Raw genomic sequence first — 14,413 nt, 5'->3', positions numbered from 1 at the left:
CAGAATGACGCAAACTCCGAAAATCGGCGCACTGGCCGTTGTTGTCCACAATCAAAATGTGCTTCTGGTCCAGCGCAGCAAGCAACCTGATGCGGGGCTTTGGGGTTTTCCCGGTGGTCATGTGGAATGGGGTGAAACCGTACTGCAGGCCGCACAACGAGAGCTATTCGAGGAAACCTCGGTCATTGCCGCGCCCCTGCGCTATCTGGACAATCTGGACCTGCTGCGCCGGGACAGCCAAGGCGCTGTGCTGTCACATTACCTTCTGGTCGGCGTTGCCTGCGAATACCGCTCGGGGCAACCCAATGCGGGGGACGACGCATTGGATGCGCGCTGGTTTCCGCTGGATCAAATTCGCAGCGGCGATCTGCCGATGAGCAACCGGGTCAGTGACCTTCTGGAAACTGCGCTGGCTCAACTTTAGGCCATTTGCCTTTTGAAACGGATGTAAAACAGGCTGGACAGTGCGACCGACAGCACGAGTATCAGCAGTGCTCCGGCAAGGAAAAGTCCGAGCCCCATCCGCAATACCGCCAACCCGTCCTCGCCAGCATAAAACCCGGACAGCGGCCCGACCGGTGCGCCCAGAAGTGCAGGCCAGACCATCGTCACCCCGAACCACAGCAAAAGGACCAGCCCCGTTGCGAAAATTGCCCCTTGAACAACGCGATCCGGTGCCCGCAACGCCCGCCGCATGGCCGTCATGGGGCGGGAAAGATCGTTTAGGATGGCCAGCAATGCAGGGACCAGCAGCAGAACCAGCAACATCCCAAAGGCAAGCCCGTAGACCAATGTAATCACTGTCGGCTTGAGAAACTGCGCCTGTTGGGACCCCTCGTACAACAGAGGGGTCAGTCCCAGAACGGTCGTCAGTGTCGTCAGCATGACCGGACGCAAACGGTCCGCTGTACCCTCGATGATCGACGGAACAAGTCCGCGGTCCTTCTGATAGGCATCAATCGTCGTCACCAGAACGATAGAGTCGTTGATAATGATCCCAGTCATCCCCAGCAGGCCCACCACGGTAAACATGCTAAGCGGTACATCCCAAATGTAGTGCCCCCAGATCGTGCCCACCAAACCAAAGGGTATGATTGCCATGACAACCAGCGGCCGTGTCCAACTGGCAAAAACCCAGGCCAGCACCAGATAGATTCCGGTCAGGCACAAGATCAGACCTGTCCGCGCCTCGGTCAGGAACTCATCCTCCTGCTCGCTAAGGCCCGCCATTGTCCATTCGACCTGCCGTTCGGCGGCAATATTGGGCAAAATCTCCTCGCTCAGCGCACGGGCAATTTCCGCGGCTCGGGCCGGGTCGTCTTCGGAAATGTCACCATTCACGGACACCACCCGCAGACCGTTTTCCCGCCGAACAGTCGAAAAGCCCGATTTGCGCTGAACCGAAACGATGTCGGCCAGCGGCACATATATCCCGTCCGGGGTGCGCATCAGGGTCCGCTCAAGGAAATCCGCCGTCAATTCGCCTTCGGGCAGTTCCACACGAATCTCGGCGCTGCGCGGACCGTCGGGGAAGGTGGCGGCCTCAATCCCGTTCAGGCGATCCCGAAGCACGCGACCCAGCGTTTCGATCCGGAAGCCCAGCGCCTGACCCTGCGCCGTGAGATCCAGAATGAATTCCTCTTTGTCGTAGGCCAGATTGTCTTCCAGTGCCGAAACCTCGGAGTATTTCGACAACTCGACCTGCAAGTCCTCGGACGCGGCCTTGAGCGTGTTCACGTCCGCACCATAAAACTGCACGTCAATGGCGTCGCTGCCCGGCCCGGATCGCCAGCCCCGGAAGCTGAGCACTTCAACCTTGGGGTGGAGCGGAGCAAATTCCTGAAGCTCGCCTACGAACTCAAAACTGGAATACGGACGAAGATCGGCATCGATCAGTTCGATGGAAATACCGCCGAGCAAGTCGGAGTCCTTGCCGTCAGCTGCCGACAGTCCAAACCCCGCCGAGCCACCGACTTCGGCCAGCACATAATCGATCGGGTTCCGCCCGTGCCGTTCCTCGTAGATCTGACCCAATTCTTCGGTTGCACGTTGCAACTGATGCATCATGGCCAGTGTATCCACGCGCGTGGCCCCTTCGACCATAATGAAGTTGCCCGTGACCGAACCTCGCTCGGGCGCGTTGAAGAACCTCCAGTTCACGTCGCCGCGGATGAAAAGCGCGATCTGGCTGGCCAGAAAGACCAGCATCACCGCGACAACTACATAGCGCGCCCAGATCGCCCAGGCGATCAGCGGGCGGAACAGATGGTCCCGCACCCAGCGAAACCCGCGATTTACTACGCGGTTGGGCAGATCATACCAATGTTCCTTGGCCGAATGTGCAATGGCATGCGCCATGTGATTGGGCAGGATCAGAAAACACTCGATCAACGAGGCGATCAGAACCGCAATGACAGTGAAGGGGATGTCGCGGATCAACTCTCCGAACCGGCCCCCTATCGCGGTCAGCCCGAAGAAAGCAATCACGGTTGTCAGGGTCGCCGCAAAGACCGGCATAGCCATGCGCCGCGCCGCGCGTTCGGCGGCCACAACGGGGGCTTCTCCCAATCGACGCGCGCGAAAGTCTGCGTGCTCACCCACGACAATCGCGTCGTCCACAACGATGCCCAGCGTGATGATCAGGCCGAACAGGGATACCATGTTGATCGACAGCCCGCCGATATACATGAAGGCGATGGCCGCCGACATGGCCACCGGAATACCCGCCGCGACCCAAAACGCGATGCGGGCATTCAGAAACAGGAACAGCAGGCAAACAACCAGCCCCAGACCCACGAGGCCGTTATCAATCAGAATATCCAATCGATTGGTGATCGCCTGTGCGCGAGTCCGTATCAGCTCGACCGTCACACCTTCGGGCAGGCTGGCCTGCATCTCGGCCACGACATCCTCAACCGTGCGCTGGATTTCTATCGCATCGCCCAGGTTCGAGCGATCGACACGCACGGACATGGCCGGATTCTCACCAACAAAATAGCTTCGGTTGCGGTTCACGCCTTCGACCCGGATCAGAGCCACATCTCCGATCAACAGCTTGGAACCGTCGGCAAAGTTGCGCAGAGGAATACCCTCGATTTCCTCTGGCGTCCGCTTTTCTGTTCCCGTCCGAATACGCGCATTGGCCCCGGTCACATCTCCAGCGGGGTTGGCTGTCACCTCTGCAGAAATGGCGGCGGCAATTTCCGACAAGGTAATATCATTGGCGATAAGCTGAGCGGTCGGCACTTCGACCACCACCCGAGGAGCCGCCAGTCCCCGGATTGTCGTGCGGGTGACGCCCACGGCAAACAGACGGTTGATCAATTCGTCGGTAAACTTGGCCAAATTGTCCGGCGCAACCGGACCGGTGACCACCACGTCGGTCACGCGATCCCTCCAGGCGCCTCGGCGGATTGTGGGTTCTTCGGAGTCTTCGGGCAGGTTGCTGACACCATCGACCGCGGTTCTGACCTCCTCGACCGCGCGGGACATGTCCCAGTTCGGCTCAAACTCCAAGCGGATGCTCGCGCGCCCCTCGCGTGAAGTCGCCTCGGTGCTGGCAACGCCTTCGACGGCCAGAAGCGCTGGTTCCAGAACCTGCACGATGCCATTGTCAACGTCCTCGGGGCCAGCACCTTCCCATTCGACATTGACGTCGACCCGTTCCAGGATCACGTCTGGAAAGAACTGCGCCCGCATGTTCGGAATGGCTGCGGCCCCAAGAACGAGCATGACAAGCAACAGAAGGTTGGCCACCGTTCTGTGTCGCGTGAAATAGCTGAGAATGCCGCCCGCCGCGCTGGGAATCTCGCGCATCATCGGGCCTATCCCCCTGCCCGGTTTTCAAGCCGCCGCACCAGCGACGCCGGGACTGTGGCCTCGCGCAACTGCCCCAGCACTCGGTCCTTTACATCCTTTGGCATACGGTCGCTGGCCTCGACCTGCGCCATGAGCTGGGCGCGCTTTTCCTCGGTCAGCTCGACCATTTCGGCCGTGGCGCCGGCGTTGGCCTCTACCCGCAAGGGCCGCACCCGGACACCTGCCCCCAACAAGGGCGTTCTGCCGACCACGACCTCGCGACCTTCCAGACCCTCACCGCGCAGCAGGACCTCATCCCCCTGACGGCGAATAAGCTGCACAGGCAGCGCCTCAAGCCGATCCCCTTCGCCCAGCACCAAGACCGTGCCGACCGCATCCAGAACCGACGAGGGCAGACGCACCACGTTGTCCAACGGCTGTTCCTCGACAGTGACCGTCACGAAATCTCCGGGCTTAAACCCGGATGCATCGTCCAGACGGGCGTAGATCAACCGCCCGGTTTGCCCTTCACCGGCCGACCCGCTGTCGCGGCTGATGCGTCCTTGCGCCATCAGGTCGGTGCCCGTGACCTCAAGCGATACAGTAACCGGCGCGTTGATCAACGCGCCCTGCGCGTCCAGCAGGCGCACATATTGCGCGGTTGAAACGCGGAACGCCACCTCCAACGCATTCGGATCGACCAGTTCGGCCAGCTTTTCATTGGCGGACACCAAGCGCCCTTCGACCAGTGTCACATCCGTCAGCGTGCCGCCAAACCGCGCCCTTACGGTCATGTCATCCAGATCGCGTTCAGCGGCCTCCAACGCGATGCGCGCGCGCGCCAGCAGAGTGCTCGCCTGATCCACACGCGATTCCGCCTGAGCCAGCGCTATCCGTCGCGCCAACACCGACTGCTGGGCGGAAGCCTCGGCCAGTTCAGCCTCTTCCACGGCCGCCGGGGTTCCGACGCCCCGGCTTTGCAGGTCTTTCTGGCGCTGCAAGGCACGACCGCGCAGACCCGCCTGCGCCTCGGCCGAATTCAGTTCATCCTGCGCCAGCAGCAAAGACCGCTCGGCATCGCGTTCCTCGAACTGGGCGTCCAGAAGATCGGATTTTGCCCGATCCAGTGCAGATTGCGCATCGGCGGGGTCAAGTTCGACCAGCACTTCACCTTGTGTCACCACGCCGCCGTCCTCGAAATCTTCGGACAGCGAAATCACACGCCCACCCAAAGCAGCACGCAGTTCCAGCCGTCTGCGGCTTTGCACTTCGCCGAAAGCTTCCAGATAAGGGGTGACGGTCGATAGCTCGGCTGGCTGGACGGACACGGCAAACACACGCTCACGCGCCTGCGGAGGCTCATCGTCGCGCGTCAGCACATCCTGAACAGCGCCCGAGATCATCTGCACGGCCACAAATAGCAGGGCCAGCGTCACAGACGCCAGGAACACACCGACAAGGCTCTGCCTCAGAAATCGCATTCACTTTTCCCCGGTTGCATCAGGCTGCTATCTGCAAAAGGTAGCCGGGCCGTCAAAATTGCCAAGCTACAAAGTCCGTTTAAACGCTTGAACGTGCGAACAGTTTACTTCCGTCGCAGATGTTCGTCCAATCTGGGCATTATTTCCACGAAATTGCAGGGCCGGTGCCGGTAATCGAACTGTTTTTCCAAAATCCCGTCCCACGCATCCTTGCACGCGCCGGGGCTGCCGGGCAGCGCAAACAGGTAGGTTCCTCCGGCCACACCGCCCGTTGCCCGAGACTGCACCGCCGAAGTGCCGATTTTCTCCATCGACAGAATGGTGAATACAGTGCCAAACGCGTCGATCTCTTTCTCATAAACGTCGCGATGCGCCTCGACTGTTACATCGCGCCCGGTCAGTCCGGTGCCGCCGGTCGAGATCACGACGTCGATTTCCGGGTCCGCGACCCAGCTCCGCAACTGCGCAGAAATCTCGAGACGCTCATCCCGGATGATCTTGCGATCCGCGACTGTATGGCCAGCCCGTTCGATCCTGTCGACAAGTGTCTGGCCCGAGCGATCTTCGTCCAGCGCGCGCGTGTCCGATACGGTCAAAACGGCGATCCGGACAGGGATGAATTCCAAGGTTTCGTCAATACGCGACATCCGGCGTCAGGCCCTTTCCATGATGGCAAGTCGAAGGGCAAGGGCCGTGAAAATCCCGCCCGTCACCCATCCCATGATACGAGAGGCACGCGGGTTCGAGATCAGCACCCGCCCCGCGCCGCCTGCAAAAATTCCAACCATCCCGTTCACGACGAAACCGCCCAGCGCGATGATCACGCCCAAGATCAGGAATTGCGGCAGGATCGGTCCGATGGCCGGATTCACGAATTGCGGGATAAACGCCAGCACGAACAGAATGACTTTGGGATTGGTCAGGTTCACGACCAGCCCGTCCCGAAACGCGTATCGCGTTGGTTTGGCTGGTTTGTCGTCTGGGACCGCACCGTACCGGATCGCGCCCCAGGCCAGATACATCAGATAGGCCACGCCCATCCAGCGGATCACGTCGAACAGCCACGGCAGGGTGGACACGGCAGCACCCAGGCCAAGCCCTGCCAGCAACACGTGAACCATCAGCCCTGCCGACACCCCGGCACTGGCTATCAATGCAGGTTTCGCACCTGACCGCAGCCCCTGTCCGAAACAAAACATCATGTCGGCCCCCGGCGTGAAATTCAGCGCCATGGCCGCCGGGATAAACGCCAGCAACGTCACCGTTTCGATCATGTGATCACCTCGAACCAGTTCACTTTGGGGCCGAGATTGGCAATCTGCGTGCGCCCGATGGTGCCGCGATAGCCCCAACTGTCATGGATATGACCGTGCAGAGAGTATTGCGGCTGCAATCGCTCGATCGCGTCGCGCACGGCCACCGACCCCACCGCATCGCCCATTGACGTCGTATCGCCATACCCTTTGGGCGGGGAATGAGTGATCAGGATATCAGCGGCGTCGCAACGCTCCAGCAACTCGGCGGCTTCGGATTCCGACAGGTCACAGGACCATTCTCCGAACGGCGTGACAGGAACACCGTATCCAAGGCCGAACAGACGCAGGCCATCCACAGTCATCCCCGATCCGTGCAGAACATGGACACCCTCGGGTGCGGCATCCATCAACTCTCCGGCGCTTTCGGCGTTTCCGGGGGTCAGGACAAGCGGGGCGGAGATCTCCGACAGCATCGCCATCGCTTCATCCAGACCCTGTCGCATATTGCAATAATCACCGGCACCGATCACCAGATCAGCCTCGGCGCTGGCCGCGGCAATCTCGGCCGCGCGGTTGCGCGCCATATGCAGGTCCGAGAACGCGAGAATACGCATCACGTGCCCTCCAGCCAGGCTTTCAACTCCAGCAAATCCGCCCATGCCTGCCGTTTCAACGGCGGCTGACGCATCAGGTCTTCGGGTTTCAGCATGGGAATCACCGGCAGGTCAAACCCCTGATCCCACTTGCCGCGCAGCCGATTGATCCCACGCTTGCCCAGCACCGCCTGACAACTGATATTGCCCATGACCACCAGAACGTCCGGCTTGGCCAGCGCCACGTGGCGTTCCAGAAACGGCTGCATCATACCGATTTCCTGCGGGTTCGGGTCGCGGTTCTGGGGCGGGCGCCAAGGCAGAACGTTGGTGATATAGACGTTTTCCGAACGGTCCAGATCTATCGCGGCCAGCATCCGGTCCAGCAACTGGCCCGCTCGCCCCACGAAAGGCTTGCCCGCGCGGTCTTCTTCGCGACCCGGCGCTTCTCCGACGATCATCACCCGCGCACCCGGTGTGCCATCCGCAAAGACCAATTGGCGCGCCCCGCGCTTCAGATCACAATGCTCGAACGCCTCCATCGTGCTGCGCAACTGATCCAACGACCCTGCGCTGGCGGCGACGGCCTTGGCAACGGCAACCGGGTCCACCTGTTTCGGTTTTTCGGGCGCGGTTTGCGCCGCTTTGGGCTTTTTGGCCTTGGGCGCAGTGTCCGGCAACGCATAGCGATCCACCGGAGCATCCCCGATCGCATCTGTTGCGCCCAGTTCAATCTGCCATTCCAGCAGAGCCCGCGCCGTGTGATAGTCCAAAGCCGATTCCATAGCTCTCAATCTAACCACCTTTTGACCGAGGGAAAGCGAATAGCACTTGATCGGATGGCCCGTCCCGCCCAGCATTGCCCCATTCATGTTGGTCCTATTACGATTCCTTGCCATTGCGATGTTGCTGATCCCTCTCGGCGACCCGGGTTTTGCACAGCTTCAAAACCGGGGCGGTTTATATGACAGGAACTCTTTTCCGAACCGGGGCGGTATCTATGAGCGGAACAATCAATGCCCCGGAGGGCAGTTCAAATGCGGTGCCCGCTGCTGTTCCGGCGGCCAAAGATGCAGCTTCGACGGCCACTGCATTCCTCTGGGTGGCACCTATTGCGGCGGTGGCCGAACATGCGGCCCGTTCGAGCGATGCGTTGCAGGCGGCAGATGCGCGCCAAGAGGCATAAACAAGTGCCGGGCGCGCCTTGATTGTCCCGGCGGCAGCTTTTGCAACGCCCGGGGTGAGTGCGAGACGATCACACCCGACATTCAGCCCCTCCCCTCGCTAAAATGCAGCGACGGGCGCACCTGCGATTCAGGATCGGCCTGCCTGCCCGGTGGGGGATGCTCGCGCCCCGGCTGGTTTTTCTGCGAGAAAACCGGGTCGCAGTGCCGTCCCGGGTTCAAGTGTTCCAGAAATCAGGGCTGCGTCCCGGTCAAGGCCGTGGACTGCGGCTATGGCAAATGGTGCAAACCCGGTGAACAGTGCCTGCCCGACGGCGGGTGCGAGAAACTGCCCGAAGGGTCCGATCCTTAGGTTGCCTTGCCTCGCGCAGCTACTTATAAGCGGCTCGATTGTCAGACAGGAGCCCGCCCATGCGTTTCGCCCATCGTCACCTTCTTGGCATCGAGCATCTGTCGCAATCCGATATTACCGCCATTCTTGATCTGGCTGAAAAATACGTCGATCTGAATCGCCAGTCGGCCAAACATTCCGACGTGCTGTCGGGACTGACACAGATCAACATGTTCTTTGAAAACTCGACCCGCACGCAGGCCAGCTTTGAAATCGCGGGCAAGCGGCTGGGCGCGGATGTGATGAACATGGCGATGCAGGCCAGCTCGATCAAAAAGGGCGAAACGCTGATCGACACGGCGATGACGCTGAACGCGATGCACCCCGATCTGCTGGTGGTGCGGCACCCGCATTCCGGCGCGGTCGATCTGCTGGCGCAAAAGGTGAATTGCGCGGTGTTGAACGCGGGCGATGGGCGGCACGAACACCCCACGCAGGCTCTGCTGGACGCGCTGACCATCCGCCGCGCCAAGGGCCGCCTGCACCGGCTGAACATCGCAATCTGCGGGGACGTCGCGCATTCGCGCGTGGCCCGGTCGAACCTGATCCTGTTGGGTAAGATGGAAAACCGCATCCGGCTGATCGGCCCGCCAACGCTGGTGCCCGGTCAATTCGCTGACTTCGGGGCTGAAATCTACGACGACATGAACGAAGGTCTGAAAGACGTCGACGTCGTCATGATGCTGCGCCTTCAGAAAGAGCGGATGGACGGCGGCTTTATCCCCTCGGAGCGCGAGTACTATCACCGCTATGGGCTGGACGCCGCGAAACTGGCGCAGGCTAAGCCGGACGCCATCGTCATGCATCCCGGTCCGATGAACCGTGGGGTCGAGATCGACGGTACGCTGGCCGACGACATCAACCGCTCGGTCATTCAGGAACAGGTCGAGATGGGCGTCGCCGTCCGCATGGCCGCGATGGAGCTGCTGGCCCGCAACCAGCGCGAGGCCGCATGAACGATCTGACCGTTGCCCCCCATGAACACGGCGTGATCCGCCTGTTCACGCTGGACATGCGCCCGGAGGAGGCGAAGTTCCTGCGCGAGCCGGGCGCTGCCGATCAGGTTCTGGGCGTCAATGGGCTGGACCCCGAACAAATCGACATTTTCCCGGTCGCCGACCTCGAAGACCTCGGGCTTTATGGCTATCTCAACGAAGGATGCGGGGTATCGCAAGATCAGTTGAACCGCACGGTTCTTGAGGCGGTTGACGGCTGGGTCATGGCCGTTCGTAGCGCAGCGTTCGGTGGAAACGCCGCCGAACTGAAACCCGACCCAAGGCTGCACCTCATCGGGCTGTTCACGGAAGAAGCAACAAATTGGACCGGTGGTGCCCTTGCATCCGAAAGCGCCAAGCCGTTCTCGGCCCCGCAGTCAGCCGCAGCCAATGACACGCCGCGCCGTGTCGGGTCTGCTGTCTTGGCGCTTGTGATCCTGTTTTTGATCGGGGGTGTTCTTTGGCTGATCCTGTGACCTTCACCGCCGACAAAAGCGCCTATATCCGCACCAATACGTGGCTGGCCGCCTTTGCCATGGCGGGTGCGATGGTCGTGCTCTGGCTGGTCGGGAATCCTTACATCTGGACCGGAGCGCCAGCGGGCCTTGCCGCGGTTGGTGTCCGCGCATGGTATCTGGCCTCGGAAGAACTGACCAACACGTGGGAGATGTCCGAGACCGCCCTGACAGGTCCCGGCCCACGCAACGTACCGCTGAACCAGATCGAGGCGGTCAATATCATGGGCAGCTTTGTCCAGATCGTCACCAAGGGCGGCGACAAGCACCTGATCAAGTATCAGGCCAACCCCGCTGCCACCAAAGCCGCAATCGAAAGGGCCATGGCATGAGCAACCTGATCTTCACCAACGCCCGCCTGATCGACACCGAGGCCGGGACGGACTCGCTCGGCTGGCTGCACGTCACTGATGGCCGGATCGTCGCACGCGGCGAAGGTGTGGCCCCGTCCACCGACGCGCAGGTGATCGACTGCGGTGGGCAGTGTCTGGCCCCCGGCATCGTCGATATCGGCGTCAAGGTTTGCGAACCGGGCGAGCGGCACAAGGAAAGCTATAAATCCGCAGGTCTGGCCGCCGCTGCGGGGGGCGTGACCACAATCGTCACGCGGCCTGACACTCTGCCTGCCGTTGACACACCCGAAACGCTGGAATTCGCCACCCGCCGCGCACAGGCGGATGCTCCGGTCAACGTCCTGCCGATGGCGGCCCTGACCAAAGGGCGCGAAGGGCGCGAGATGACCGAGATCGGCTTTCTGCAAGACGCAGGTGCCGTGGCTTTTACCGATTGCGACCACGTGATCGCCAATACCAAGGTGTTTTCGCGCGCGCTGACCTATGCGAAATCCTGCGGCGCGCTGGTGATTGCGCATCCGCAGGAACCGGGCCTCAGCGCCGGGGCTGCCGTCACCAGCGGCAAGTTCGCCGCCCTGCGCGGCTTGCCCGCCGTTTCACCTATGGCCGAGCGGATGGGGCTGGACCGCGACATCGCCCTGCTTGAGATGACCGGGGCCGCCTATCACGCCGACCAGATCACCACCGCCCGCGCGCTGCCTGCATTGGAACGGGCCAAGCGCAACGGGCTGGACATCACCGCAGGCACCTCGATCCACCACCTGACGCTGAACGAACTGGATGTGGCCGACTATCGCACCTTCTTCAAGGTCAAACCGCCGCTACGCTCCGAAGACGACCGGCAGGCCGTGATCGACGCCGTGCGGACCGGGCTGATTGACACGATCAGTTCTATGCACACGCCGCAAGACGAAGAAAGCAAACGCCTGCCGTTTGAAGAAGCCGCATCTGGCGCGGTGGCGCTGGAAACCCTGCTGCCTGCTGCGCTGCGCCTGTATCATGCCGAACAACTGGACCTGCCGACTCTGTTTCAGGCCATGGCGCTGAACCCCGCCAAACGGCTGGGGTTGGACTCTGGCCGTCTGGCCGAAGGCGCACCTGCCGATCTGGTGCTGTTCGACCCGGATGTGCCTTTTGTACTGGACCGGTTCAGCCTGCGATCAAAGTCACAGAACACACCGTTTGACGGCCAGCGGATGCAGGGTAAGGTCACCGCAACCTACGTCGCGGGACAAGAAGTATACCGGAGACCCTGATGCCGCCAATTGACAGTTCGATGACACAGTTGCTGCTGTGGGCCGTGCTTGGGTACCTGATGGGGTCCATCCCGTTCGGGATGATCATCGCCAAGGTCATGGGCCTGGGCAACCTGCGCAATATCGGGTCCGGGAATATTGGCGCGACCAATGTGCTGCGCACCGGTAACAAATCAGCCGCAGCCCTGACGCTGATCTTCGACGCTGCCAAGGGCGCGGTTGCAGTCCTGATCGCAAGAGCAATGGCCGGAGAGGACGCAGCTCAGGTCGCGGCGCTGGCGGCCTTTCTGGGGCACTGCTTCCCGGTATGGCTGGGGTTCAAGGGCGGCAAGGGTGTCGCCACCTTTCTTGGGATTTGGCTGGCGCTGGACTGGCGCGTCGGTGTGGCGTGCTGCCTGACATGGTTGGTAGCGGCCGCGATCTGGCGGATTTCGTCGCTGGGCGCGCTTGTGGCGGCGGCGCTTTCAACCGTTTGGGTCATGGTCCTGACGGATACTACGACGTTTGTTCTTGGGATGGTCCTGACCTTGCTGGTCTACTGGCGGCACAGCGCAAATGTCGCGCGTATCCGTGCCGGAACAGAACCCAAAATCGGACAATCTTGACCGCCCCGGGCGCGTTTCTATCCGCCTTTTTCGCCATTCCAATCGGAACGTCGACCGGATGGAGCGGCGGTCGCCGCTATATCGTCAGCCGATCAGAACTGGCGGGAGGCAAATCTCATAAGCTGGTCGCGCAGGAATTGGGCGGCCGGGATTATGTCAGCCTGAACCTATACCTGACTTCAAACAGAAAATCATTGCTGCGCCCGTGCGAAATGCCCGTGCAAAAAGTGGTCGATTTCGTAACCGCTTTTGAACCGGAACCTGCGCAAAATTGAACAGCTCATCTTCACCCGAGCACAATCACGATTGATTGTTTTGAACGTGATGCGGCGGCTGCCCACTTCGGGGTCGTGACGGCCAATTCCCGACCGCACTGAACAAAATCCCATGAGTTGCCCAGGCACAATTTCAGTGCCTTCAGGTGGCTTAGTTCACGAAAGGTGAAGACAATGAACAAGATCAAATCTCTCATCGGCGGCGCTGCCCTGTCCATCGCAATCGCAAGCTCGGCTTTGGCTGCCGGTGTCGAGCTGAACGCAAGCTCGACCGGTTTGGCGCTGCAAGGGTATGACCCGGTTGCCTACTTCACTGTTGGCGAAGCCACCAAAGGTGACTACCGCATCACCGCGCTGCACAACGAAGCTCTGTATCGTTTCGCATCGGAAGAAAACAAGGTTGCCTTTGAAGAAAACCCCGAAGCGTATCTGCCCGCATATGGCGGCTACTGTGCCTTCGGCACCGCAATGGGCTTCAAGTTTGACGGTGACCCGAACTACTGGAAAATCGTTGACAACAAGCTGTACCTGAACCTGTCGGCTGACATTCAGGAACGCTGGGAAGGCGACATTCCGGGCTTTAACGAGCGTGCAGACGCGAACTGGAAAGACATTGCAAGCAAAACTCCGGCGGAACTGCAAGCGCAGTAATCCGACCCTGATAAAAATGACCGGCGGCAGGAATGCCGCCGGTTTTCTTTTGACAACCGATTGCCGCTTACAATTCCAGCACCGTACTGCCAGTGGTCTGGCGGGCTTCAAGCGCGCGGTGGGCGTCCGCCACTTGCTCTAACGGGAAACGCTGATCTATGTGGATCTTGACTTCGTTGCCCTCGACCTTGCCGAACAATCGCCGTGCCATGGCCTGGCAAACGGCGTGATCGGCAATATGGGTGAACAGCGTCGGCCGCGTGATCTTGAGCGAGCCTTTCTTGGCCAAAATTCCAATATCCATCAGCGGCACTGGCCCCGACGCATTGCCAAACGATATCATCATCCCCAGCGGCTTGAGGCAATCCAATGAGCCATTGAACGTGTCCGCGCCGATCGAGTCCATAACAGCGTCAACACCTTTGCCGTCCGTGATTTCGGCAACCCGCTCGGCAAAGTTTTCAGTGCGGTAATTGATGCAATGACTAGCGCCATTGAATTGGGCGAGGCTGCATTTCTCATCCGTTCCGGCGGTGCCGATCAGCTTGATACCCTCGGACTTGGCCCATTGACAGGCGATCAGCCCCACACCGCCCGCGGCTGCGTGAAACAACACTGTATCGCCACGCTTTAGAGGCGTTGTGCGATGGAACAGGTATTCGACCGTCATACCCTTCAGCATCATCGCCGCCGCTGCGTCGAACGAAATTCCATCAGGCAAGGGACAAACCTGCGCTGCTGGCATCACGCGGGCCTCACAATAGGCTCCTGCAGGGGCAGCGGCATAGGCGGCACGCTGCCCAAGTTCCAGATGCGTCACACCCTCGCCAACCGCTTCGATCACGCCTGCGGCCTCCATCCCGAGGGCGTGTGGCAGGTCCATCGGGTACAGGCCCGTTCGCTGGTAGACGTCAATAAAATTCAGCCCGCAAGCGTGATGGCGAATACGAACCTCTCCGGGTCCGGGATCACCAAGGGGGCGGTCTTCTATCTTTAGAACCTCGGGGCCGCCGTGTTCATGAATGACGACGGTTCGTGCCGTTTGATGCATTCTGACCTC

Annotated in this window: 16 protein-coding genes; 9 read left to right on the top strand and 7 right to left on the bottom strand. The window is 60.7% G+C overall.

Features of this window, described 5'->3' with window-relative positions; genetic code table 11:
- The first annotated feature begins 4 nt into the window (after nucleotides 1–4).
- Nucleotides 5–424, top strand: a complete 420-nt coding sequence (locus tag ACR0LH_RS11865; protein ID WP_480721110.1) for an NUDIX hydrolase — start codon at nucleotides 5–7, stop codon at nucleotides 422–424.
- Here ACR0LH_RS11865 and ACR0LH_RS11860 read toward each other — a convergent pair.
- From ACR0LH_RS11860 to ACR0LH_RS11835, 6 genes are all read right to left on the bottom strand, one after another.
- Complete coding sequence (locus ACR0LH_RS11860) at nucleotides 421–3,819, bottom strand: efflux RND transporter permease subunit (protein WP_480721109.1); 3,399 nt, start codon at nucleotides 3,817–3,819, stop codon at nucleotides 421–423. The two genes, ACR0LH_RS11865 and ACR0LH_RS11860, sit on opposite strands and share 4 nt — an antisense overlap.
- Nucleotides 3,820–3,824: 5 nt before the next feature.
- Complete coding sequence (locus ACR0LH_RS11855; RefSeq protein ID WP_170696593.1) at nucleotides 3,825–5,279, bottom strand: RND family efflux transporter; 1,455 nt, start codon at nucleotides 5,277–5,279, stop codon at nucleotides 3,825–3,827.
- Nucleotides 5,280–5,383: 104 nt separating this feature from the next.
- Entirely contained in the window at nucleotides 5,384–5,926 is a 543-nt protein-coding gene (gene moaB / locus ACR0LH_RS11850; protein WP_480721108.1) for a molybdenum cofactor biosynthesis protein B, read from the bottom strand.
- 6 nt (nucleotides 5,927–5,932) lie between these two features.
- On the bottom strand, nucleotides 5,933–6,553 hold the full coding sequence (locus ACR0LH_RS11845) for a LysE family translocator (protein ID WP_480721106.1): 621 nt from the start codon (nucleotides 6,551–6,553) through the stop codon (nucleotides 5,933–5,935).
- On the bottom strand, nucleotides 6,550–7,149 hold the full coding sequence (locus ACR0LH_RS11840; RefSeq protein ID WP_480721105.1) for a metallophosphoesterase family protein: 600 nt from the start codon (nucleotides 7,147–7,149) through the stop codon (nucleotides 6,550–6,552). The genes ACR0LH_RS11845 and ACR0LH_RS11840 overlap by 4 nt, the downstream gene beginning before the upstream one ends.
- A complete protein-coding gene (locus ACR0LH_RS11835) occupies nucleotides 7,149–7,913 on the bottom strand; it encodes a uracil-DNA glycosylase (RefSeq protein ID WP_480721168.1) in 765 nt (254 codons plus the stop codon). The genes ACR0LH_RS11840 and ACR0LH_RS11835 overlap by 1 nt, the downstream gene beginning before the upstream one ends.
- 215 nt (nucleotides 7,914–8,128) lie before the next feature.
- Here ACR0LH_RS11835 and ACR0LH_RS11830 point away from each other — a divergent pair, with 215 nt between their 5' ends.
- The 8 genes from ACR0LH_RS11830 to ACR0LH_RS11795 all read left to right on the top strand — a co-directional run bounded on the left by ACR0LH_RS11830 (nucleotide 8,129) and on the right by ACR0LH_RS11795 (nucleotide 13,353).
- Entirely contained in the window at nucleotides 8,129–8,314 is a 186-nt protein-coding gene (locus ACR0LH_RS11830) for a hypothetical protein (RefSeq protein ID WP_480721104.1), read from the top strand.
- Between the two features lie 409 nt (nucleotides 8,315–8,723).
- Nucleotides 8,724–9,659, top strand: coding sequence for an aspartate carbamoyltransferase catalytic subunit (locus tag ACR0LH_RS11825; RefSeq protein ID WP_170387378.1), 936 nt, complete (start codon nucleotides 8,724–8,726; stop codon nucleotides 9,657–9,659).
- The gene (locus tag ACR0LH_RS11820; RefSeq protein WP_480721102.1) at nucleotides 9,656–10,174 is read left to right on the top strand and encodes a hypothetical protein; all 519 of its coding nucleotides are present in this window, start codon (nucleotides 9,656–9,658) and stop codon (nucleotides 10,172–10,174) included. The genes ACR0LH_RS11825 and ACR0LH_RS11820 overlap by 4 nt, the downstream gene beginning before the upstream one ends.
- Nucleotides 10,159–10,545 (top strand): hypothetical protein, encoded by a 387-nt coding sequence (locus ACR0LH_RS11815; RefSeq protein WP_480721101.1) that lies wholly within the window; start codon nucleotides 10,159–10,161, stop codon nucleotides 10,543–10,545. Before ACR0LH_RS11820 ends, ACR0LH_RS11815 begins: the two co-directional genes overlap by 16 nt.
- Complete coding sequence (gene pyrC, locus ACR0LH_RS11810; protein WP_480721100.1) at nucleotides 10,542–11,822, top strand: dihydroorotase; 1,281 nt, start codon at nucleotides 10,542–10,544, stop codon at nucleotides 11,820–11,822. The genes ACR0LH_RS11815 and pyrC overlap by 4 nt, the downstream gene beginning before the upstream one ends.
- On the top strand, nucleotides 11,822–12,427 hold the full coding sequence (gene plsY, locus ACR0LH_RS11805) for a glycerol-3-phosphate 1-O-acyltransferase PlsY (RefSeq protein WP_170696603.1): 606 nt from the start codon (nucleotides 11,822–11,824) through the stop codon (nucleotides 12,425–12,427). The genes pyrC and plsY overlap by 1 nt, the downstream gene beginning before the upstream one ends.
- Nucleotides 12,424–12,702 carry a hypothetical protein gene (locus ACR0LH_RS11800; RefSeq protein WP_480721098.1) on the top strand — a complete coding sequence of 93 codons (279 nt, stop codon included), beginning with the start codon at nucleotides 12,424–12,426 and terminating at the stop codon, nucleotides 12,700–12,702. Before plsY ends, ACR0LH_RS11800 begins: the two co-directional genes overlap by 4 nt.
- Before the next feature lie 174 nt (nucleotides 12,703–12,876).
- Nucleotides 12,877–13,353, top strand: a complete 477-nt coding sequence (locus tag ACR0LH_RS11795) for a YHS domain-containing (seleno)protein (protein WP_170387368.1) — start codon at nucleotides 12,877–12,879, stop codon at nucleotides 13,351–13,353.
- Nucleotides 13,354–13,420: 67 nt separating this feature from the next.
- Here the strand turns inward: ACR0LH_RS11795 and ACR0LH_RS11790 are convergent, their stop codons facing one another.
- A complete protein-coding gene (locus ACR0LH_RS11790) occupies nucleotides 13,421–14,404 on the bottom strand; it encodes a quinone oxidoreductase family protein (protein WP_170696607.1) in 984 nt (327 codons plus the stop codon).
- Between the last annotated feature and the right edge of the window lie 9 nt (nucleotides 14,405–14,413).

This window comes from Ruegeria sp. CL6, assembly GCF_056536465.1.
The sequence above is the reverse complement of the archived record's forward strand: the minus strand, read 5'-3'. Positions and strand labels throughout refer to the sequence as shown.

What these genes read in the sequence shown, in the direction of transcription:
- plsY (WP_170696603.1), top strand. Translation starts at nt 11,822, where the DNA reads ATGCCGCCAATTGACAGTTCGATGACACAGTTGCTGCTGTGGGCCGTG.
- ACR0LH_RS11820 (WP_480721102.1), top strand. Translation starts at nt 9,656, where the DNA reads ATGAACGATCTGACCGTTGCCCCCCATGAACACGGCGTGATCCGCCTG.
- moaB (WP_480721108.1), bottom strand. Translation starts at nt 5,926, where the DNA reads ATGTCGCGTATTGACGAAACCTTGGAATTCATCCCTGTCCGGATCGCC.
- ACR0LH_RS11860 (WP_480721109.1), bottom strand. Translation starts at nt 3,819, where the DNA reads ATGATGCGCGAGATTCCCAGCGCGGCGGGCGGCATTCTCAGCTATTTC.
- ACR0LH_RS11795 (WP_170387368.1), top strand. Translation starts at nt 12,877, where the DNA reads ATGAACAAGATCAAATCTCTCATCGGCGGCGCTGCCCTGTCCATCGCA.
- ACR0LH_RS11825 (WP_170387378.1), top strand. Translation starts at nt 8,724, where the DNA reads ATGCGTTTCGCCCATCGTCACCTTCTTGGCATCGAGCATCTGTCGCAA.
- ACR0LH_RS11845 (WP_480721106.1), bottom strand. Translation starts at nt 6,553, where the DNA reads ATGATCGAAACGGTGACGTTGCTGGCGTTTATCCCGGCGGCCATGGCG.
- ACR0LH_RS11865 (WP_480721110.1), top strand. Translation starts at nt 5, where the DNA reads ATGACGCAAACTCCGAAAATCGGCGCACTGGCCGTTGTTGTCCACAAT.
- pyrC (WP_480721100.1), top strand. Translation starts at nt 10,542, where the DNA reads ATGAGCAACCTGATCTTCACCAACGCCCGCCTGATCGACACCGAGGCC.
- ACR0LH_RS11830 (WP_480721104.1), top strand. Translation starts at nt 8,129, where the DNA reads ATGAGCGGAACAATCAATGCCCCGGAGGGCAGTTCAAATGCGGTGCCC.
- ACR0LH_RS11840 (WP_480721105.1), bottom strand. Translation starts at nt 7,149, where the DNA reads ATGCGTATTCTCGCGTTCTCGGACCTGCATATGGCGCGCAACCGCGCG.
- ACR0LH_RS11855 (WP_170696593.1), bottom strand. Translation starts at nt 5,279, where the DNA reads ATGCGATTTCTGAGGCAGAGCCTTGTCGGTGTGTTCCTGGCGTCTGTG.
- ACR0LH_RS11790 (WP_170696607.1), bottom strand. Translation starts at nt 14,404, where the DNA reads ATGCATCAAACGGCACGAACCGTCGTCATTCATGAACACGGCGGCCCC.
- ACR0LH_RS11835 (WP_480721168.1), bottom strand. Translation starts at nt 7,913, where the DNA reads ATGGAATCGGCTTTGGACTATCACACGGCGCGGGCTCTGCTGGAATGG.